The 21,679-nt window shown below is 35.2% G+C and carries 22 protein-coding genes; all 22 read left to right on the forward strand.

Translation table 11 applies throughout. The annotated features are described in order from the left end of the window. Positions 1-34: 34 nt before the first annotated feature. The 22 genes from atpF to Q5Y73_RS22380 all read left to right on the forward strand — a co-directional run bounded on the left by atpF (position 35) and on the right by Q5Y73_RS22380 (position 21,488). A complete protein-coding gene (atpF, locus tag Q5Y73_RS22275) occupies positions 35-520 on the forward strand; it encodes a F0F1 ATP synthase subunit B (protein ID WP_305994132.1) in 486 nt (161 codons plus the stop codon). Continuing rightward, positions 517-1,065 (forward strand): F0F1 ATP synthase subunit delta, encoded by a 549-nt coding sequence (locus Q5Y73_RS22280; protein WP_305994133.1) that lies wholly within the window; start codon positions 517-519, stop codon positions 1,063-1,065. Before atpF ends, Q5Y73_RS22280 begins: the two co-directional genes overlap by 4 nt. 16 nt (positions 1,066-1,081) lie before the next feature. After that, entirely contained in the window at positions 1,082-2,596 is a 1,515-nt protein-coding gene (gene atpA / locus Q5Y73_RS22285) for a F0F1 ATP synthase subunit alpha (protein ID WP_305994134.1), read from the forward strand. Positions 2,597-2,652: 56 nt separating this feature from the next. Further along, on the forward strand, positions 2,653-3,516 hold the full coding sequence (gene atpG, locus Q5Y73_RS22290; RefSeq protein ID WP_305994135.1) for an ATP synthase F1 subunit gamma: 864 nt from the start codon (positions 2,653-2,655) through the stop codon (positions 3,514-3,516). Positions 3,517-3,561: 45 nt separating this feature from the next. Further along, positions 3,562-4,968: a F0F1 ATP synthase subunit beta gene (gene atpD, locus Q5Y73_RS22295; protein WP_305994136.1), complete on the forward strand. Its 1,407-nt coding sequence runs from the start codon at positions 3,562-3,564 to the stop codon at positions 4,966-4,968. 55 nt (positions 4,969-5,023) lie between these two features. Next, on the forward strand, positions 5,024-5,428 hold the full coding sequence (locus Q5Y73_RS22300) for a F0F1 ATP synthase subunit epsilon (RefSeq protein ID WP_305994137.1): 405 nt from the start codon (positions 5,024-5,026) through the stop codon (positions 5,426-5,428). A gap of 493 nt (positions 5,429-5,921) precedes the next feature. Further along, positions 5,922-6,293, forward strand: a complete 372-nt coding sequence (locus Q5Y73_RS22305) for an NADH-quinone oxidoreductase subunit A (protein ID WP_305994138.1) — start codon at positions 5,922-5,924, stop codon at positions 6,291-6,293. Beyond that, positions 6,278-6,796: a NuoB/complex I 20 kDa subunit family protein gene (locus Q5Y73_RS22310; protein ID WP_305994139.1), complete on the forward strand. Its 519-nt coding sequence runs from the start codon at positions 6,278-6,280 to the stop codon at positions 6,794-6,796. Before Q5Y73_RS22305 ends, Q5Y73_RS22310 begins: the two co-directional genes overlap by 16 nt. Further along, the gene (locus Q5Y73_RS22315) at positions 6,793-7,368 is read left to right on the forward strand and encodes an NADH-quinone oxidoreductase subunit C (protein ID WP_305994140.1); all 576 of its coding nucleotides are present in this window, start codon (positions 6,793-6,795) and stop codon (positions 7,366-7,368) included. Before Q5Y73_RS22310 ends, Q5Y73_RS22315 begins: the two co-directional genes overlap by 4 nt. Before the next feature lie 8 nt (positions 7,369-7,376). After that, positions 7,377-8,477, forward strand: coding sequence for an NADH-quinone oxidoreductase subunit D (locus Q5Y73_RS22320; RefSeq protein WP_305994141.1), 1,101 nt, complete (start codon positions 7,377-7,379; stop codon positions 8,475-8,477). Continuing rightward, positions 8,477-9,487, forward strand: a complete 1,011-nt coding sequence (gene nuoH, locus Q5Y73_RS22325; RefSeq protein ID WP_305994142.1) for an NADH-quinone oxidoreductase subunit NuoH — start codon at positions 8,477-8,479, stop codon at positions 9,485-9,487. The genes Q5Y73_RS22320 and nuoH overlap by 1 nt, the downstream gene beginning before the upstream one ends. A 27-nt stretch (positions 9,488-9,514) precedes the next feature. Beyond that, positions 9,515-9,970, forward strand: coding sequence for an NADH-quinone oxidoreductase subunit NuoI (gene nuoI / locus Q5Y73_RS22330; RefSeq protein ID WP_305994143.1), 456 nt, complete (start codon positions 9,515-9,517; stop codon positions 9,968-9,970). A 3-nt stretch (positions 9,971-9,973) separates the two neighbouring features. Further along, entirely contained in the window at positions 9,974-10,498 is a 525-nt protein-coding gene (locus Q5Y73_RS22335) for an NADH-quinone oxidoreductase subunit J (protein WP_305994144.1), read from the forward strand. Between the two features lie 5 nt (positions 10,499-10,503). Continuing rightward, entirely contained in the window at positions 10,504-10,806 is a 303-nt protein-coding gene (nuoK, locus tag Q5Y73_RS22340) for an NADH-quinone oxidoreductase subunit NuoK (RefSeq protein ID WP_305994145.1), read from the forward strand. 30 nt (positions 10,807-10,836) lie between these two features. Then, positions 10,837-12,705, forward strand: coding sequence for an NADH-quinone oxidoreductase subunit L (gene nuoL, locus Q5Y73_RS22345; protein WP_305994146.1), 1,869 nt, complete (start codon positions 10,837-10,839; stop codon positions 12,703-12,705). Continuing rightward, a complete protein-coding gene (locus Q5Y73_RS22350; RefSeq protein WP_305994147.1) occupies positions 12,706-14,316 on the forward strand; it encodes a complex I subunit 4 family protein in 1,611 nt (536 codons plus the stop codon). Between the two features lie 3 nt (positions 14,317-14,319). After that, complete coding sequence (locus Q5Y73_RS22355; protein ID WP_305994148.1) at positions 14,320-15,858, forward strand: NADH-quinone oxidoreductase subunit N; 1,539 nt, start codon at positions 14,320-14,322, stop codon at positions 15,856-15,858. A gap of 378 nt (positions 15,859-16,236) precedes the next feature. Then, positions 16,237-18,978 carry a S8 family peptidase gene (locus Q5Y73_RS22360; RefSeq protein ID WP_305994149.1) on the forward strand — a complete coding sequence of 914 codons (2,742 nt, stop codon included), beginning with the start codon at positions 16,237-16,239 and terminating at the stop codon, positions 18,976-18,978. Between the two features lie 16 nt (positions 18,979-18,994). Beyond that, complete coding sequence (locus tag Q5Y73_RS22365; RefSeq protein WP_305994150.1) at positions 18,995-19,231, forward strand: DUF1146 family protein; 237 nt, start codon at positions 18,995-18,997, stop codon at positions 19,229-19,231. Between the two features lie 162 nt (positions 19,232-19,393). After that, positions 19,394-20,722 carry a UDP-N-acetylglucosamine 1-carboxyvinyltransferase gene (gene murA / locus Q5Y73_RS22370; RefSeq protein WP_305994151.1) on the forward strand — a complete coding sequence of 443 codons (1,329 nt, stop codon included), beginning with the start codon at positions 19,394-19,396 and terminating at the stop codon, positions 20,720-20,722. 236 nt (positions 20,723-20,958) lie between these two features. After that, complete coding sequence (locus tag Q5Y73_RS22375) at positions 20,959-21,228, forward strand: DUF2508 family protein (RefSeq protein WP_305994152.1); 270 nt, start codon at positions 20,959-20,961, stop codon at positions 21,226-21,228. 2 nt (positions 21,229-21,230) lie between these two features. Further along, a complete protein-coding gene (locus tag Q5Y73_RS22380) occupies positions 21,231-21,488 on the forward strand; it encodes a hypothetical protein (RefSeq protein ID WP_305994153.1) in 258 nt (85 codons plus the stop codon). The last annotated feature ends 191 nt before the right edge of the window (positions 21,489-21,679 follow it).

Here is a 21,679-nt window from a genome sequence, read left to right on the forward strand (position 1 = left end):
AAAATAACTAACCTCTCAGAAGGGAGTGAACGTAGTGCATATAGATTTTGGGTCATTTTTTATTCAAATTGCGGCATTTATTTTATTGCTGTTACTATTGAAAAAATACGCTTTTGGACCGTTGTTTGAAGTGATGGAAAAACGTAGACAGCATGTATTAAGTGAAATTAGTACAGCCGAGGAAAATAGACAAGAAGCAGCTAGCTTATTAAAAGAGCAAGAAGAGTCTCTTCAAAAATCTCGTAATGAAGCTTATCAAATTATCGAGCAAGCTAAACAAACAAGTGTCCGTCAAGCCGAAGAAATTGTTGATAATGCAAAAGCAGAAGTAGCTAGGCTTAAGGAAGACGCTTTAAAAGATATTGAAAATGAAAGATCTAAAGCAGCTGAAACATTACGTGCTCAAGTAGGTGCAATGTCCATTATGATTGCAGCTAAAATCATTGAACAGAATTTAAATGAGAAAGAGCAGAAAAAATTAGTTGACAAATACCTGAAAGAGGTAGGAGGAAAACTATGAGCAGCAACACATTAGCAGGGAAAAGATATGCAAAAGCACTTTTTGAAGTTGCTCGAGAACAAAAAGTGATTACAGAAGTTGAACGAGAATTAAAAGGAATTGTTCAGTTCATAGAAGAGGATAAGAGTTTTAATAAATTTATTTCTCATCCAAACATTGGAGTGGACACAAAAAAAGAACTTCTAGGTAAAGCATTTGAAGGTAAAGTATCTGACATTGTGCTCCATACAGTTCAGCTTCTAATTGAAAGAGGCAGAGGTCCAATTTTAACAGCGATATATGAGTATTATGTTGGAGTTGCGAATGAGTTTTTGGGTCAAGCAGATGCAGTCGTATATACACCATCCAAATTATCTGATGATGAATTAAAGGATGTAGAAGAGCGTTTTGGAAAATTAACAGGTAAACAGATCAACGCATCTAATGAAGTTGATTCAGGCCTTTTAGGTGGATTAAAAGTTCGCATTGGCGATCGTTTATATGATGGCAGCTTAGCAGGTAAACTAGCTGCACTTGAAAAAGAATTAAAACATCAAGCAATATAGTTAGGGGTGAGGTTCATTGAGTATCAGACCTGAAGAAATCAGTACGTTGATTAAAAAGCAAATTGAAAATTATAAATCTGAACTTCAAGTGGTTGATGTAGGCACTGTTATCCAGGTGGGTGATGGTATAGCTCGTGCTCATGGTCTTGAAAACGTCATGGCTGGTGAATTGTTAGAATTCTCTAACGGCGTTATGGGTATGGCTCTTAACCTTGAAGAAGATAATGTTGGTATCGTAATCTTAGGACCTTACACGGATATCCGTGAGGGAGATCAAGTAAAACGTACAGGACGTATCATGGAAGTTCCTGTAGGTGAAGCATTACTTGGACGTGTTGTAAATCCATTGGGACAGCCAGTAGATGGCAAAGGACCTATTGAAACAAAAGAGTTTAGACCAATCGAATCACCAGCACCGGGTGTTATTGATCGTAAATCAGTACATGAGCCGATGCAAACGGGAATTAAAGCGATTGACTCCATGGTTCCAATCGGTCGTGGTCAGCGTGAGTTGATTATCGGAGACCGTCAAACAGGTAAAACAACAATTGCGATCGATACGATCATTAATCAAAAAGAAAATGATATGATTTGTATTTACGTAGCAATCGGTCAAAAGCAATCCACAGTTGCAGGTGTTGTAGAAACACTTCGTAAAAATGGTGCTTTAGATTATACCATAGTTGTTACAGCAGGTGCGTCTGAACCAGCTCCATTATTATTCTTAGCACCTTATACAGGTTGTACTATGGGTGAGCACTTTATGTATCAAGGTAAACACGTATTAGTTATTTATGATGACTTAACTAAACAAGCATCCGCTTATCGTGAGTTATCCTTGTTATTAAGAAGACCTCCAGGTCGTGAAGCTTTCCCAGGGGATGTATTCTACTTACATTCTCGTTTATTAGAAAGAGCTGCAAAATTGAACGATGATCTTGGTGGAGGTTCATTAACTGCTCTTCCATTTATCGAAACACAAGCAAGTGATGTATCAGCATATATTCCAACAAACGTAATTTCCATTACGGATGGACAGATCTTCCTAGAAGCTGATTTGTTCCATGCAGGACAACGTCCAGCGATTAACGTTGGTATTTCAGTATCTCGTGTTGGTGGTTCTGCTCAGATTAAAGCGATGAAAAAAGTTGCAGGTACTCTTCGTTTGGACCTTGCTCAATATAGAGAATTAGCGGCCTTTGCTCAATTTGGATCAGATCTTGATAAATCTACACAAGTTCGATTAAATCGAGGGGAACGTACAGTTGAAATCTTGAAACAAGGTGTCAACCAGCCGTTACCAGTAGAAAAACAGGTAGTAAGTATTTTTGCAGCAGTTAAAGGTCATCTAGATGAGATTGCAGTGAAGGATATTACAAGATTTGAAGAAGAATTCCTATCCTATATGGATGCGAATCAATCAGATATTCTAAACGCAATTAAAACTACAGGTGAATTATCAAAAGATACAGAAGAAGCACTTAATAAAGCCATCGAAAGCTTTAAAAAAGGATTTGCTGCATCTGTATAAACAGTTTGATAAAAAGTAGTGTGTTTTTTCAAATAGCCTATAAGGTGGTGAACTAAATGGCTAAAGGTATGCGCGATATAAAACGCCAAATCAGTGGGTTTCAAAATACAAAACAGATTACAAAAGCAATGGAAATGGTAGCTGCTTCTGGATTAAGGAAAGCACAGGAAAATGCTGAAGCGGCTCGACCATATTCAGATAAAATAAAAGAAGTAATTTCAAACATTGCTTCTGCTACAAAAAATTTAAAACATCCGATGTTAGAAAGCCGAGAAGTGAAAAAGACAGGTTATCTAGTAATTACCTCGGATCGTGGTTTAGCTGGAGGTTACAATGCGAACCTTTTGCGTATGGTGATAAACACCATTCAAGAAAAACATAATTCCTCTGATGACTATTCTATTTTTGTTATAGGACGGAAAGGTCGAGATTTTTTCAAAAGACGGAATATGCCAGTTTTATCTCAAGTTACGGGATTGCCAGACAATCCTCAATACCTAGACATTCAAGAAATTGCTAAAACTGCGGTACAAAACTTTAGCGAAGGTCTATATGATGAGTTGTATTTGGTATATAACGAATTTATTAATCCGATCACACAGATTCCTGTAGAAAAGCGTCTTTTACCATTAAGTGACATTTCTGAATCTAATGGTAATATGGCTTCGTATGAATATGAGCCATCAGCAGAAGAAGTATTAGATGTATTATTACCTAAATATGCTGAGACTTTAATTTATAGTGCAGTGTTAGAAGGTAAAGCAAGTGAATTTGGTGCAAGAATGACTGCTATGGGTAATGCAACGAATAATGCGACTGATTTAATCTCTGGTCTAAACCTTGTATACAACCGTGCACGTCAAGCAGCAATTACGCAAGAAATATCAGAAATTATTGCTGGAGCGAATGCTCAGGGATAGTTAAAATATATGCACTAACTTTGAAAACCTTAAGGAGGTAAAAGCATGAACAAAGGACGCGTTATACAGGTTACAGGTCCCGTAGTTGATATTGAATTTGAACGTGGAAACCTGCCTGAAATTCTAAATGCAGTTAAAATAGAAAAAAAAGCGGAGTCCTCTGGAGGAAAGGATATCAACTTAACTGTAGAAGTATCTCTTCATCTTGGCGATAACGTTGCACGTTGTGTTGCAATGTCTTCTACAGACGGTTTAGTTCGTGGAACTGAAGCTGTTGACACAGGTAGTCCTATTTCTGTTCCAGTGGGCGATGCTGTACTAGGTAGAATTTTAAATGTATTAGGTGAACCAATTGATAATGCTGGTGAGATTAAAACTAAAAATTCTAGCCCTATTCATAGACAAGCGCCAGAATTTACAGAATTATCTGTTGAAGAAGAAATTTTGGAAACAGGAATTAAAGTTATTGATTTAATTGCCCCTTACGCAAAAGGTGGAAAAATTGGATTGTTTGGTGGAGCCGGTGTTGGTAAAACTGTTACCATTCAGGAATTAATCAATAATATCGCACAGGAGCACGGTGGTATTTCAGTATTTGCCGGTGTTGGAGAGCGTACTCGTGAAGGGAATGACCTTTATCACGAAATGAAAGACGCGGGTGTTCTTCCAAAAACTTCAATGGTATTCGGACAGATGAATGAGCCTCCAGGTGCCCGTCAACGTGTTGCACTTACAGGTTTGACAATGGCAGAACATTACCGTGATCAAGAAGGTAAAGACGTACTTTTATTCGTTGATAATATCTTCCGTTTCACACAAGCAGGTTCAGAGGTTTCTGCATTACTCGGACGTATGCCTTCAGCGGTTGGTTACCAACCAACATTAGCAACCGAAATGGGTCAATTGCAAGAGCGTATTGCTTCAACGAAGAAAGGTTCTGTAACTTCCATACAAGCGGTTTATGTACCAGCGGATGATTATACAGATCCAGCTCCTGCAACAACATTTGCTCACTTGGATGCAACAACTAACTTGGAGCGTAAAATCGCTGAGTTAGGGATTTTCCCTGCTGTAGATCCGTTAGCATCAAGCTCTCGTATTCTTACTCCTGAGATTGTTGGAGAAGAGCATTACGAAGTTGCTCAAGGTGTTAAACAAATATTACAACGTTACAAAGAACTTCAAGATATCATTGCCATCTTAGGTATGGATGAATTATCTGAAGAAGATAAAGTAACAGTACAACGTGCGAGAAAAGTTCAAAGATTTTTATCACAGAATTTCCACGTTGCTGAACAGTTTACTGGACAAAAGGGACAATATGTTCCTGTTAAAGAAACAGTTCGCAGCTTTAAAGAAATTTTGGACGGTAAACATGATGATTTACCAGAAGCAGCTTTCTTGTACGTAGGTACAATTGAAGAAGCTGTAGAAAAAGCAAAAACTTTATAATAGGGTTGAAATAAAAATCCTAAGTTTCTATATATGAAACTTGTAGGAGGAAATTATGAGTACTTTTACATTAGAAATCGTTACTCCTGAGAGAAAAGTTTATTCTCAGGGCGTGAATATGATTGTTGTCACAGGAGTGGAAGGTCAATTAGGTATTTTACCTAATCACATTCCACTAGTCACAGCATTAAAAGTTGCACCAATGAAGATCAAAACCGGAAATGATGAAGAGATCATAGCAGTACATGGTGGATTCATGGAAGTAAGTAAAGAAAAAGTGGTTATTCTTGCTGATGTCGCTGAACGTGCAGGAGAAATTGATGTTGAACGTGCGCAAGCTGCTAAAGAACGTGCTGAAAGAAGATTAGCTGATAAAAAGGCTGATTACGATTTTCGTCGTGCAGAGATGGCATTGCAGAAAGCGATCAATCGAATCAGTTCCACAGACAAACATTTCTAAAATAATAATACTCTAATAACTGTCGCATATATTTGTCGGCAGTTTTTTTATTCAATTTAGCACATTCTGTTCGATAAGATCATAGTATATAGAGAGAACAGTGCTGCACGTAATATGATTGTTTGTGAAAATCATCACAATTTATAATTATCATAAGTAATAATAATGATATAACATAGACTTCGTTGGAAGCTTTTGTTCATGTTTCAGCATACTCATCGAAAGCAACATCATCGAACATCAACAAAAGCTACCTTTTAAAAATACATCTTCGAATCATAGACTTCGTTGGAAGCTTTTGTTCATGTTTCAGCATACTCATCGAAAGCAACATCATCGAACATCAACAAAAGCTACCTTTTAAAAATACATCTTTGAATCATAGACTTCGTTGGAAGCTTTTGTTATAATGTTCACGACATTTATTATTGAACAAGAAAATGTTTATAAGAAAAACTTATAAGTAGACTTCATTGAATGGAGGCATGAGTCGATGGAAACATACATCAATAACTATGTTATCGTCGCTATTTTTATTGCGCTTGGTATTTTCTTACCTGTGGCAGCGCTTACGTTTGGCCGATTGTTAAGACCTAACAATCCAATAGAGGAGAAATATACCACATATGAGAGTGGGAATGAGCCTGTTGGTACAGGTCAAATTCGTTTCAACATTCGCTATTATTTATTTGCTCTGATGTTTGTTATCTTTGATGTGGAAACTGTCTTTTTATATCCTTGGGCAGTTGCTTATAACAAATTAGGACTTTTTGCTTTAGTTGAAATGTTGATTTTCGTTTCATTATTAGTAGTAGGATTAGCATACGCTTGGAAGAAGAAGGTGTTACAATGGAACTCGATTTAACTAAAATTTCACCCGAAGAGCAACAAGAATTAGAACGCAACGTATTTATGGGTACATTGGAAGAGTTAAAGGCGTGGGCAAGAAGTAATTCATTATGGCCACTCACTTTTGGCTTAGCTTGCTGTGCCATTGAAATGATGGGGACAGGCGCATCACATTATGATTTAGACCGTTTTGGCGTGATATTCCGTACCTCTCCAAGACAATCGGATGTCATGATCGTTTCTGGAACTGTGACCAAAAAAATGGCTCCTTTGTTGCGTCGTTTATATGATCAAATGCCTGAACCGAAATGGGTTATTGCAATGGGTTCATGCGCTACTGCTGGTGGTCCTTATATTAAGTCATACTCCGTAGTCAAAGGGGTAGATCAAATTGTTCCTGTAGATGTATACATCCCAGGATGTCCTCCTAATCCAGCTGCTTTAATTTATGGTATTAATAAATTGCAAGAAAAGATAAAGTATGAAGCAAAAACGGGGAAAAGGGTGACAGGGGTATGAGTGATCAAAAACAAGTTACTGAAATGGACCCTAAAGAATCAAAGAAAAATATAGAGAATATAGAAGAAGAAGTAACTGAGGAGCCTTCACCAAATCAGGATAGATTAGATCGTATTGTTGAGTTGATAAAAACGAACATAGCTGAAGATGCAATTGAAGTCGCTTTTATTAATGAGCTTGATAGGGACTTGCCATGTATTGTGATCAGAAGTCCTTATTGGGTTAAAACTGCTATGCTGCTGAAAGAGTCAGAATTATTAAAACTAAATTATTTACGTAATGTATCTGGTATAGATTTCGAAACACATTTTGAAGTTGTTTATTATTTATTATCGATGTCAACAGGTAACCAACTAGATGTTTGTATTAAAGTTAAAGCAGATCGAGAAAATCCTTCTATCCCATCCATCACATCTGTATGGAATACGGCGAACTGGAATGAAAGAGAAATCTATGATTTGTTAGGTGTTCAATTTCCGGGTCATCCTAATTTAAAAAGGATCATGATGCCTGATGATTGGGAAGGGCATCCTTTAAGAAAAGATTATGAACCGATAGATCCGGAGGTGTAACAAATCAGATGATACGTACAGAAGAATTGTTATTGAATGTTGGACCGCAGCATCCGAGTACACATGGTGTTTTTAGAATCATCGTAAAGTTAGATGGAGAAGTGATAACAGAAGCAACACCTGTAATCGGATATTTACATAGAGGTACTGAGAAGTTGGCTGAGAATTTAACTTACACTCAGGTTATTCCTTACACAGATCGCATGGACTATGTCTCTGCTATGACGAATAATTATGTGTTATGTCATGCAGTTGAAACTTTGATGGATTTAGAAATTCCCGAAAGAGCTGAATTTTTGCGTTTAATTGTGATGGAGTTGCAGCGCATTGCCAGCCATTTAGTATGGTGGGGTACATATTTATTAGACATCGGTGCTATGAGTCCATTTCTTTATGCTTTTAGAGAGAGAGAAATGATCGTAAATATGTTTAACGAGCTATGTGGAGCTCGCCTTACTTATTTTTATATGAGAGTAGGCGGTGTGAAATGGGACGCTCCTGAGGGTTGGATTGACAAAGTAAGAGATTTTATTCCATACATGAGAGAAAAACTAGACGAATATGAGCAGTTAGTAAGCGGAAATGAAATCTTTTTAGCTAGAGTTAAGGGTGTTGGAACTTACGATGCTCAGAGTGCAATAGATTTTGGTTTAAGCGGGGCTAATCTGAGATCAACAGGTGTTAAGTTTGATCTTCGTAAAGACCAGCCATACAGTATATATGATCGTTTTGATTTCGACGTTCCTGTTCAGACTGCAGGGGATTGTTATGCTAGATATTTAGTTCGATTTGAAGAAATCAAACAAAGCTTGCGAATTTTGGAACAAGCAGTAGAACAGTTTCCTGAAGACGGACAAATTATGGCTAAAGTACCGAGAGTCATCAGACCACCAGAAGGGGAGGTTTACACAAGGATTGAATCTCCACGTGGTGAAATTGGATGCCATATTGTATCAAAGAAAAAACCACAACCATATCGCTTAAAGTTTAGAAGACCTTCATTTGTTAATCTACAAATTCTACCGAAGTTATTAGTAGGTGAAACGATGACAAACTTAGTTACAATTCTAGGTGGTATTGATATTGTATTAGGGGAGGTAGATGGCTAATGAATCTGCTTCAAGATCTTACATTTTCTAGCTTTATGTGGTTTTTAAGCGGAGCAGTCGTTCTTCTTGCAGTTGTATTAGGTTTTGTAACCTATGCTATTTATTTTGAACGTAAAGTCATAGGTTGGATACAATTGAGAAAAGGACCAAATCGTGTTGGGCCACTAGGTTTATTTCAAACGGTTGCAGATGTATTAAAGTTATTACTTAAAGAGGATACTATTCCTAGAAATGCGGATCGGTTTCTATTTATTCTAGCTCCTGTGATCGCATTTGTACCAGCGTTTGTTGTACTGGCTACGATCCCCTACACTTCTTTGTTACAGTTTGCGGACTTAAATGTAGGGTTGTTATATTACTTTGCTCTTTCCAGTATTTCAACTATCGGTATTTTGTTGGGTGGTTGGGCTTCTAATAACAAGTATTCATTATTGGGTGGGATGCGTTCAGCGGCTCAGATGATTAGCTACGAAGTCCCTTTAGTGATGTCAGTTGTAGGAGTTGTTCTTTTAAGTGGTAGTTTAAGCTTGAATACTATTGTAGAAGGTCAAGCAGGTGGATTTTGGCAATGGAACATCCTTCCTCAATTTGTTGGATTTATTATTTTTATTATTGCAGCGGTTTCAGAGTTGAATCGTACTCCATTTGACTTACCTGAGGCGGAATCAGAATTAGTCGCAGGTTACCATGTAGAGTATAGTGGTTTTAGGTTTGCGTTTTTTATGCTTGCTGAATATGTATATGTTTATGCTATTGCGGCTTTAACCACCGTTTTATTTTTAGGCGGTTGGCATTCTCCGCTGCCATTCCTTGATTTTATTCCTGCAATCGTGTGGTTTATATTAAAATTCTTATCCATCGTATTTTTCTTGTTTTGGATTCGAGCAACTTTGCCGAGAATAAGAGTGGATCATTTAATGTCATTAGGCTGGAAGGTTTTATTGCCTCTAGCATTGGTTAATATATTTGTGACAACCATTGTGATTGAACTCATAAAGTATTTTAAATAATGCAACTTATGAAACGAGGTGAAACCGTTGAAAGGTATAGTTAAAGGAATGGGTGTTACCTTAAAAAATCTTACAAAGAAAAAAGTAACTCATCAATATCCTGATGTTCCACTTGAGATGCCTGATCGTTTTCGGGGTGTACAGCATTTTGATCCTGAAAAATGTATCGTGTGTAATCAGTGTATGAATATATGTCCAACGGATTGTATTGATCTTATAGGTAAGAAAAATCCTGATCCTGAGAAAAAAGGGAAAGTGATAGATACTTATGATATCAACTTTGAAATATGTATTTTATGTGATTTGTGTACGGAGGTTTGTCCAACAGAAGCAATTGTGATGACAAATAATTTCGAGTTAGCAACCTATAGCAGAGATGATCTGTTTAAAAATATGGAATGGTTAAATGATAATAATACAAATGTAAGAAAAGAAAACAGTATCAATATACCACCAAAAAAGGCGAAAAAGGAGGAGAAGTAGTTTATGTTGGAGAATTTTAAAGATTTTTTATTAAACGGAGAAAACTTACTATTCATCTTTTTTTCCATGCTTGTGATTATAGGCGCCGTCTTTTTAATTAATCTCCAAAAAGTTGTCCATATGGTTATAGCGCTTGCCACTACCTTTATCAGCCTTGCAGGTCTGTATGTTCTGCTTGAAGCCGAATTTTTAGCTTTTGTCCAAGTTTTAATTTATGCAGGTGCGATGACAATATTAATGATTTTTGGAATTATGATGACGAAACATGATAGGCAAAATGAGGAGCCGAAAAGACCTTTGCATAACGGATTATTGCTTTTAGGAAGTATCGGCTTTTTTTTCATTATATACTTAGCGATTCAAGAAGCAGCTTTTCCGATTCAAGAATTTACATCTGTTGAAGAAAATACAGAATTGATAGGAATTGATCTTTTTACTTGGCATGTAATTCCTTTTGAGTTAGTTTCTGTTCTGTTAACAGTCGCTTTCATTGGAGCCATTATAGTGGCTAAAAGGGAGGAGGATTAGACAACATGATTTCTTCGTATCTAACTCTAGCTGCCGTGTTGTTTGTGATCGGTCTCTATGGTGCACTGTCAAAAAAGAATGCTGTTATTGTTTTATTATGTATTGAATTGATGTTAAACGCAGTAAATTTAAATTTGATTGCATTTGCAAAGTTTGGAATAAATCCTTCCTTAAAAGGGCAAATTTTTTCATTGTTTAATATCACGATTGCTGCTGCTGAGGCTGCAGTAGGTATAGCTATTTTAATTGCATTGTATCGAAATAAAGCTACGGCAAATGTTACTGAAATGAATTCATTGAAAAAATAAGGATAAACTCTAAAGGAAAGGAAGGGTACTATGGAAACGGTATTTTCTCAAATAGCTTGGCTTATACCGCTCTTTCCACTGATTGCTTTTATAATACTAATTGCAATTGGTAAACAAGGGAATAAATGGAGTTCATACATAAGTATTGGATTTACTTTATTGTCTTTTATATTGGCATTCCTAGTTTTAATTGAACGTTTAAATGGAACCATGGATGCTTATACGTGGAACGAGTTTGATTGGCTATCATTTGGTGATATTTCTATAAAATTAGGATTTGAAATTAACAACTTAAATGCAATGATGTTAATCGTTGTTACTCTTGTTAGTTTACTGGTCAATTTATATTCTAAAGCATATATGAAAGATGATGCTAGAATCACGGTATTTTTTAGTTATATCTCATTATTTACATTTTCTATGTTAGGACTTGTTATATCCGTAAATTTACTTGAGTTGTATATTTTTTGGGAGCTCGTAGGTGTATGTTCCTTTTTACTTATTGGATTTTGGTATGAAAAAGAGTCTGCAAAAGCAGCAGCGAAAAAAGCCTTTATTGTCACTAGAATTGGAGATGTTGGGTTATTTATCGCGATTTTATTGTTATTCTGGTATATGCCAAATCACTCTTTAGATTTTACAGATATACATAATGCATTCAGCACAAATAGCATTCCTATTGAAGCGTGGGTTGTTACTTTGATTGCTATTTTAATATTCGTTGGGGCGATGGGAAAATCAGGTCAGTTTCCATTACATACATGGTTGCCGGACGCTATGGAAGGTCCTACACCAATTAGTGCATTAATTCACGCGGCTACAATGGTTGCTGCTGGTGTATACTTAGTAGCTAGAACTTACGATATTTTTCTGGCCTCTTCCATTGCAATGGAGGTTGTAGCTTATGTGGGTGGTTTTACTGCCATATTTGCAGCTACAATTGCAATTGCTCAAAACGATTTTAAACGAATTTTGGCTTATTCCACTGTCAGTCAATTAGGATACATGATGTTGGCACTTGGAATTGGGGCTTACACTGCGGGGATTTTTCATTTATTCACACATGCATTTTTCAAAGCGCTTCTTTTCCTAGGAGCAGGTAGTGTAATTCATGCATTGCATAAACAAGACATCAGGGAAATGGGCGGTATTTGGAAATCAATGAAAGTGACTTCTTGGACTTTTGTGATCGGAGCATTAGCATTGTCTGGAATTCCTCCATTTTCTGGATTTTGGTCAAAGGAAGCGATTTTAACTGAAGCATATATTGATAATAAATTTTTATTTATCATTGGCATTACCGCAGCATTTTTTACAGCATTTTATATGACTAGACTTTTTAAACTTGCATTTATGGGAGACAGTCGTGCTGGAAATGCTCCTAAAGAGTCACCTTTTGTAATGACATTACCACTTATTGTTTTATGTGTTTTAGCTATAATTGCAGGATTTGTATTTACACCATGGACATCTTGGCTTGGTGAATGGTTAACAGGTGATGTAGTTGAAGAACATACAAATTGGATTGTAATGATTATATCTATCATAGTAGCTTTAGCAGGTATTGTATTGGGTTGGATTATGTTTGGTGAACAATCGAAATCATCTCAAAGTCATAACACTAGAAATTGGGCTTACAAATTACTTGAAAATCGTTACTATATTGATGAGCTCTATCATTGGATTATTGTGAAGCCATTAAGAGGATTGGGTTTGCTTCTAAATGCAATTGATCGATTTATCGTAGATGGAATTGTTAAATTAACTGCTAATATCATGTTAGGAACAGGTAGAGTTGGTACAAGTGTGCAGAACGGTCAAGTTCAAACGTACGGATTGGTAACATTAATAGGATTTATCATTATTATCGCGGCTATGCTCGGAAGGAGGTATTTCTAGATGTTAGAACATTTGCCTATACTCTCCTTGATTACATTTTCACCTTTAATCGGTATTTTGATCTTGTTGTTTATTCCAGGTCAAAAAGGGAAGGCGATTAGATGGGTAGCTATTGCTACAACAATACTCACTTTATTATTTTCAGCTTGGTTGTATATAGGGTTTGATAACAGTTCTTCTGGAATGCAGTTTAATGAAGAAGTGAAGTTTCTAGAAATTCCTTTAAATAGTGAGTTAATTGCACCTCCGGGTACAGCAAGTATTGATTATGCTTATGAATTTAAGTATATAATGGGTGTTGACGGTTTATCTCTAGCACTAGTCTTTTTAACAGCGTTTGTTAGTCTAATGGCAGCACTCGCATCTGTTTATATAAAGAAAAGATGGAAAACCTTTTACATTTTATTTTTGTTACTTGAAATCGGTATACTTGGTGTTTTCTTTGCAAGGGATTTAATTTTATTCTTTATCTTTTTTGAAATTACTCTAATTCCTATGTTTTTCTTAATTGGAATATGGGGTTTCAATGATCGAGAACGAGCAGCGAATAAGTTTATTATATACAATGGTGTTGGATCTGCCATTATGTTGATTGCAATATTGATTTTGATTAATACGGCAGGTTTTTATTATGTAGAAGGTTCTGAATTGGTTGGTGATATACTTAGATATACTTCAGATACTTCAGTTATAACTGATAACTTATTTGATCCACAATCTATAGTTAATCTTGAAGGAACTATATTTCATTTAAACGATGTAATGAAAAGTTTTATTTTCATTATGCTGCTTATAGCTTTTGGTATTAAACTACCGATATTTCCATTCCATACTTGGATGTTGAAGGTACATATAGAAGCACCTCCATCTATTGTTATGATTCATTCTGGTTTATTGCTTAAAATGGGTGCTTATGGTCTCATTCGTTTTGGCGTGATATTATTTCCAGAGCAAGCAAAAGAATGGGCATTTGTTTTAGCAATATTAGGAATTATTAATATTCTTTACGGTGCTATATTAGCGTTTGTTCAAAATGAGTTTAGGTTGATTTTAGCTTATTCAAGTATTAGCCATATGGGGATTGTGCTTCTTGGTATTGCAGCATTTAATGAAGCAGGGATGCAAGGGGCAATATATCAATTAGTTTCTCATGGTTTAATATCTGCTCTAATGTTTCTAATTGTTGGAAGTATTTACGAGAGAACTCAAACTACGCAATTGGATGAATTAGGTGGCCTAGCTAAATCAATACCATTTATAAGTGGTATTTTATTGATTGCCGGAATGGCTTCTCTAGGGTTACCAGGTTTATCTGGGTTTATTAGTGAGTTTTTAGCTTTTGTAGGTTTATTTGAAACAATGCCGGTTGTTACTGTTGTTGGTACACTAGGGATTGTGTTAACCGCTGTGTATGTACTGCGTGGGGTGTTGAAAATAACATTTGGATCATTACCAGTACAATATACTAAGATGAATGAGGCAAGACTAATTGAAGCTGTTCCAATGATTGCTTTGGTAACTTTCATTCTTCTTCTAGGAATATACCCAGCTGTTTTAATTGATCCGATGCAAGAAACGATTCTAAGTATAATCACGAAGATGGGGGGTTAACCAATGCGTCTTCAATTATCTGATTTAATATATTTATCACCAGAGCTTACATTAGTGATTGCAGCAGTAGTTATATCGGTTTTAGATTTGGTGTTGCCAAATAAGATAAATCGTACGATATTAGGATGGTTATCGATACTATCTTTAATGATTTCTGCGGGATTTGTCCTTTATTATATGCGTTTGTTGAATCTTTCCGAAGATCCATTATTGCCAGTTGAATTACTAAATTTAAGTTATCGAGTAGACGATTTTGCAAATTTGTTTAAGTTGATTTTCCTAGTTGGAACGATATTTGTTCTTTTCATGAGTATTGGCTCCATTAAAAAGGAGGAAATTCAACATAGAGGAGAATATTATTATTTATTTTTACCAGCTACTTTAGGTGCTATGATTATGGCATCCTCCGGAGACTTAATCACTTTATATGTAGGTCTTGAGTTACTTAGTATAACTTCTTATATCTTGGTTGGTATAAAGAAAAGCAGTGTGAAATCAAATGAAGCCTCATTTAAATATGTTGTCATTGGAGGTATTGCCTCAGCATTCATACTATATGGAATGTCATTTTTATATGGTATGACTGGAAGTACAAACTTAACTGAGATCAATCAAGCATTGCAACTCAGTGACGGATCATTTGCGTTACTTATTTACGTAAGCTTCTTTTTAATCATTGCAGGATTAGGGACTAAAATAGCAGCGGCTCCATTTCATGCTTGGGCAGCTGATGTTTACCAAGGTGCAGCAACACCTGTAACAGCATATTTAGCTACTGTGTCTAAAGCGGCTGGTTTTGCTATGATATTTAGATTAGTTTATTTAGTGTATTTAGGAGTTGGGGGACAACAGCAAGATCCAATCTTCCTTGACTTTTTTATGATCATTTTAATCATAGCAGCCTCAGCAATGATTATAGGAAATACACTGGCTTTAAAACAGCGAAACATGAAACGTCTGTTGGCCTATTCTGGTGTAGCAAATGCAGGGTATTTATTGGTTCCAATAGGTATTGGGTTGCATAGTCCAGTTCCGCATTCATCTAATTTTTCGGAGATGTATTTCTACTTAATTGCTTACTTATTCATGAATCTTGGTGCATTTGCAGTATTGATGGCTATTGAAAGAACTACAGGGAATAGTGAACTTAAAGGGTTTGCAGGATTATATTATCGAGCTCCATTCACTGCTTTTGCTTTTGTGATTATTTTACTTTCACTAGCTGGATTGCCTGTAACAGGTGGATTTATTGGTAAAGTATTTATATTATTAGGTGCTTTGCAAGTTAAAGTGTATTGGATTGCCATCATTATGATCCTTACAAGCGTTATTTCCTTTTACTATTATTTCTCAGTTATACGTCAGATGTTTATGCGAACAAATTTTGAAGCAAGTACAGATAAGCTGAATCTTACAACTCCTATATCTATTACAATATGGATTAGTACTGCAATAACAGTTCTTTTAGGGTTCTTCCCGAATTATGTAATAAGTTATGTACATGAGATTTTCAACCTTTTTACAGACTTTTTAATGTTATAGATAAAAAGTTCAAATGATCTACAAAGGATTAATTTGAACGCAATAGCACTTCCGTCCGAAGTTATTTTCGGGCGGTTTTTTTTACATAAAAATTTAAAAGTTTACAAATTTAAGTGATAGTGTAAGGAAGGTTTGTACTTTAATACTCGATAATAATGGGTAAGTCATTTAACACGTAAGTTGACTGAATTTAATAAAATAAGAAAAAAGGACATTATTACCAAAAATATTAGTCTATAACAACCGATTTCATGGGTTTGTATTATTTTCCACCCATATCAATCACAATTTATTATAAGATTTACTTTATAAATGATATAAAAAATGATAGATTTAGTTTATAGACTATAAATATGAAAACAAAGGATAGGGACAACCATGAAAAAATATAAAATAAATCTAGTTGTAATAGTCTCTTTTCTGATTGCAACCATTGGTGTGCAAATTTTATATACTCAAAGCTATACTTATGCAGAATCTGAATATGATGCGAGTCAAAGCTGGCTAGTGAAATGGATTGATAGTAAGGATGAGCAGATTTTATCGAAAAGTGAAGTAGTCGAAGAATATGCTGACTATAATATCAGTGTGCTGAAACCAATTGAAGGTGAAGACGTACATAACTGGTTGAATAGCTTGAATAATTCTTCCTACGTTGAGCATGTTCAAATCATAGCTTCTAATGATGAGTTTGCAGCATTGCAATTATATCTTGGAAACATTGGTGCTATAGAGGCGTGGAACACTTCCAATGAAAATACTGCCATTACAATTGCAATCGTTGATACAGGAGTTGATTTGCATCATCCAGATTTAATAGACAATTTAGTTGAAGGTGTAAATATATTAGATAGAAATGCTCCTCCTCAAGATGATCATGGGCATGGTACAAGTGTTGCGGGTATTGTTGCAGCGTCAGGAAATAATGGAATTGGAGTTTCAGGTATATTATGGAATGCTAACATTATGCCAATCAAAGCTTTAGACGATACAGGGAATGGGATTGAAAGTGACATTGGAGAAGGTATTCGTTATGCTGTTGATCATGGTGCGAAAGTTGTAGTTTTATCATTGGGACTGCCTACCGCATCCCCATATTTGCGAGATATTGTTCAGTATGCGGAGGACAACGATGTATTAATTGTCGCAGCATCAGGTAATGATGGCTTGCAATCCGTTCAATATCCAGCTGCTTATCCCTCTGTTTTAGCAGTAGGTGGTTTGCATCTTGATAAGACCATTCATGAACGATCTAATTATGGACAAGAAATTGATGTAGCAGCACCTTATATAGCTTATACGACAGGGCTTGATGGAACTTATACTGTTCGTACTGGTACTTCAGTAGCTGCGCCTCAGGTTGCAGCAGCAGCAGCCTTGATTTGGTCGCAATATCCTGAACTGAAGCCTGATCAAATACGAAATTTAATCAGGCAAACAGCAGAGGATGTTCACGAATCAGGTTGGGATGAACATACTGGTTATGGACTATTAAGAATAGACCGGGCTTTAACTGAACTTGCGATTGCAGATATTTATGAAGAAAACAATAACAAAGAAGAGGCCAAACCACTTCAATTGGATGCGATGATGTCAGGTGCTTTAGAAGGGGACAATGATGAGGATTGGTTTTATATAGAAAGTAAATATGATGGAATTTTAAAAATCATTTTTGAATCTAGCAGTGAAGTTGATTTGAAAGATATTGAAATGATTTATCATTTTGATGATGAAACCATCATTTATGATTTGTCGCAGCAAGCTGAATTGTCAGTAAATGCAGATGAAGTTGGTTATATCCAAATAAAATATAAAAATCAAGAAGATCGAGAATTTCCTTATCAAGTTACTTCTGAATTTATTATAGAGGCAGATATGTATGAGGATAATGATGCTCAAGATAATGCATTTGATATCACTGGAACTAACCAAGAAATATTAGGTACATTTCATAAAATAAATGACAAGGATTGGTATGTGTTGGATGTCACACAAGAAGGTTCTTTGTCTATAGAATTATCTTCTAATACCAATCGTATGGATCTGAAATTGACCATTGTAAATCCAGATGGTACTTCTATGCCACCTATAGATAGAGGAGCTGCAGGAGAACCTGAATTCTATTATAATACTGTATTACCTGGGAAATACTATTTTTTAGTAGAAAACTATGAAGAAGAAGGCATGGATTCATTACCGATTAAAGGTAATTATTTATTTCAGATGACATATCTTCCTACATTTGTAGACCTTAATGAACCTAATGATAAAGCCTATCAAACAACAAAACTTGAGTTGAATTCTGAGTATAAAGGTGTTTTCAATAATGATTTAGATGAAGATTGGTTTTCATTTAGTATCAATGAAACAAAGGATATTAACATTGACTTAAGTTCCTTGCCGCAAGATCAAAATGTTACTTTGAGCGTATTGAACTCAATGCAGAATATAGTGTTTATAACCACGAATGAAGGACAAGACAACATCTATAAACAATTGGAAGGTTTACCTAGCGGTACTTATTATGTCAAACTTGAAACCAGCAGAGCTTTTGAATATCAAATGTATACTTTAAAAGTAATAGAGAAAAATATAGATGATATTTTTGATGATATAGAAACACATTGGGCTAAAGAAGAAATAGCAAAATTATGGGATAGAGGGATAGTTAACGGATCTGATGGTCTTTTTCTACCAGATGAAAACATCACACGTGCTGAAGCAATCACGATGGTTGTCAGGGCCATGGAGTTGAATGGATTAGAATCTAATTCATCTCCTTTTATCGATATAAACGAGGAACACTGGGCTTATGAATCTATATTAATAGCAAACCAAGAAGATTTAATTAATGGTTATCCAGATGGAACATTTGGTCCTAATCATAATTTGAACAGAGTTGAAGCAGTTAAAATCATCGCCAATTCCCTTGGTTTTGAAGGTATAGATGGAGAAGTACCATTTAACGATATTCCTGAAGGATACTGGGCTTCGGGTATACTAACTCAATTAAAAACAGAAGGATTAGTTAATGGATATTTAGATGGATCTTTTAAACCAACACAAGAAACAAGTAGAGCAGAGTTTGCAGTATTAATATATAAATTGTTATTAGAGTAGGAGATGTAATGCTTTTATGATAATGGATACAGCTGTGCAAAATATTACAAATATATTCATCGTATTGTTTAGTATCTTATTATGCTGGAGAGTGTTGCAATCATTTCGATTTGATGTTTTTATGAAAAATCCAAACAGCATTGAAGCAAAGTTATTAAAAGTAATCATTACAATCGTTATTGGTTATCAATTAGGGAGTTTTATTATTGATTATTATGATTGGTCCCAAGCTATAAGATATATTATTGGATAAAGTAGCAGAATAACATTTGTTTGAAATGTGAACAATGAAAAGTATATATTATATAACTGGACAAACATAAAAAGGAAATAAAAGTCAGTTGTTTCAATTTCAAGTGTGGTGTAAAATTAAAAAGATTGCAAACAATACAATTGATGCGCGGGGGTCAACAGAATGGAAAAAATAATCGTCCGCGGAGGCATACCATTATCTGGTACAGTCAAAATAAGCGGTGCCAAAAATGCTGTATTACCTATTATAGCCGCCTCAATATTAGCCAAAGATGGGGTTAGTGTAATAAAAGATGTTCCTCCTCTAGATGATGTTCTTACTATTGCCAAGGTGTTAGAGGCGATGGGAATAAATACCCAGTATGAAAATGAGGTTCTAAAAATAGATGCTAAACAAGTTAAAGCACATGAAGCACCTTACGAATTAGTAAGGAAGATGAGAGCATCTTTTTTAGTTGCAGGTTCATTATTAGGACGTGAAGGTTATGCTAAAATATCTTTGCCAGGGGGATGTGCGATTGGTACTCGTCCTATCGATCAACATCTAAAAGGTTTTGAAGCCTTAGGGGCGCAGATAGAAATTGGGCAAGGTTTTATTGAAGCAAGATCTAATGGAAGATTAAAGGGAGCTAAAATATACCTAGATGTGCCTAGTGTAGGTGCTACAGAGAATATCATGATGGCAGCTACGTTAGCAGAAGGTACTACAATTATTGAAAATGTAGCTAAAGAACCTGAGATTGTGGATTTAGCAAACTTTTTAAATGGGATGGGTGCTAAAGTTCGTGGTGCGGGCACTGGAATGATACGAATTGAAGGTGTTCAACAGTTGTCAGGAATTGAACATACAGTGATCCCAGATCGGATTGAAGCGGGTACATATATGATAGCAGCTGCAATTACAGGCGGCAGCGTTTTTATTGAAGGTGCAATAGAAGATCATTTAACACCCGTTATATCAAAGCTGCAGGAAATTGGAGTGAAGATTGATATTAATGAAAATGGGATACAGGTTTCCGCAGCAGAATCTTTAAAGGCTGTAGACCTAAAAACATTACCATACCCAGGGTTTCCTACAGATATGCAATCTCAAATGATGAGCTTATTAATGATTTCTGAAGGAACAAGTGTGGTTTCAGAATCATTATTTGAAAACCGTTTTATGCATGTAACTGAGTTTGAACGAATGAATGGTAAAATTAAAGTTGAGGGTCAAACAGCTGTAGTGACTGGGAATACTAAATTAATTGGTTCTAAGGTAAGCGCTACTGACTTAAGAGCAGGTGCAGCCTTGATATTAGCTGGTTTAGCGGCTGAGGGAGAAACTGAAATTTCTGATATTCATCACATTGATCGTGGTTATGTAAACGTTACTGAAAAATTAAAGCAATTAGGTGCGGATATTGGAAGGGTTAAATACCAAGAAAGTGAAAATATAAAGGAACAAAAGTCGATTGGGCGTGTATTGCCGATCCAACCAACAATGGCATAATTAAATAATTTTTTATATAACACTTTGTAAGAATAAAAGTCACCTTAAAGGTGGCTTTTTTTGATGTGTTTATAAAAAAATAGTATTTTTAAGGCTTATGAACTATATAGTAGGTTATAAATCAGATTTTCTATAGTAGTACTTTAGAAAAAATGAATGAAGAATTTCTTAAACGAAGTTCTAATCTAGGCTCAGTTTATATATATTATATTAGTTCATTTATATGGAGGTTATTTATGGCTAGTATACAAGAGTATTTAAGTAAACTCAGTCAAAGTACACTGAATAATAAAAAAAGTGAATCAATAAATGAAGAAATTAATAGAGCTAAACATGACTGGATTGCTGCAGAGAAAAAATTTAATTACGCTGTAGATAAAGATCAGATTGATTTTGCAATTTTTTCATTAGAAGCTGCAGAAAAAAGATATGAAATGTTATTGAAACAAGCTAAGAAGATGCAAACTTTAAATAAAGGGCAAATGGAAAATATATTGGAGGATTAAATATGGAATTGATATGGTATTTAATAATTGTAATTGTTGTTTTTGTGTTTATAATTAGTATCAGAAATTATAGAAGTTTAACAAAAGGGATAAATTATATATTTATTAACATTATTACTTCAGGTATTTTCATATATTTCATTAATCTAGTAGTTGAAAATGAAATAATACCAATTAACTCAACAGTTGTTGTTACAAGCAGCTTATTAGGAATTCCAGGGTTATTGGGTATTATCGGAATTAAGTTTTTAATTATTTAATAGAGGTTCAATTTATGGATAACTGCTTGTCTTTTGGATTGTTATTCCTGATAATTGGACAAACTCTATTAGAATTAAAAAAGTTATAAATAAGTGTTGACATGATAGTTTTTAATGTGTTATATTTATCAAGTCGCCGCTGAGACGGTCGACAAAAACAAAATAAAATGCTTGTTATATAGAGCATTGGA

It is taken from the genome of Chengkuizengella axinellae, assembly GCF_030730905.1.
GTDB lineage: Bacteria > Bacillota > Bacilli > Paenibacillales > KCTC-33759 > Chengkuizengella > Chengkuizengella axinellae.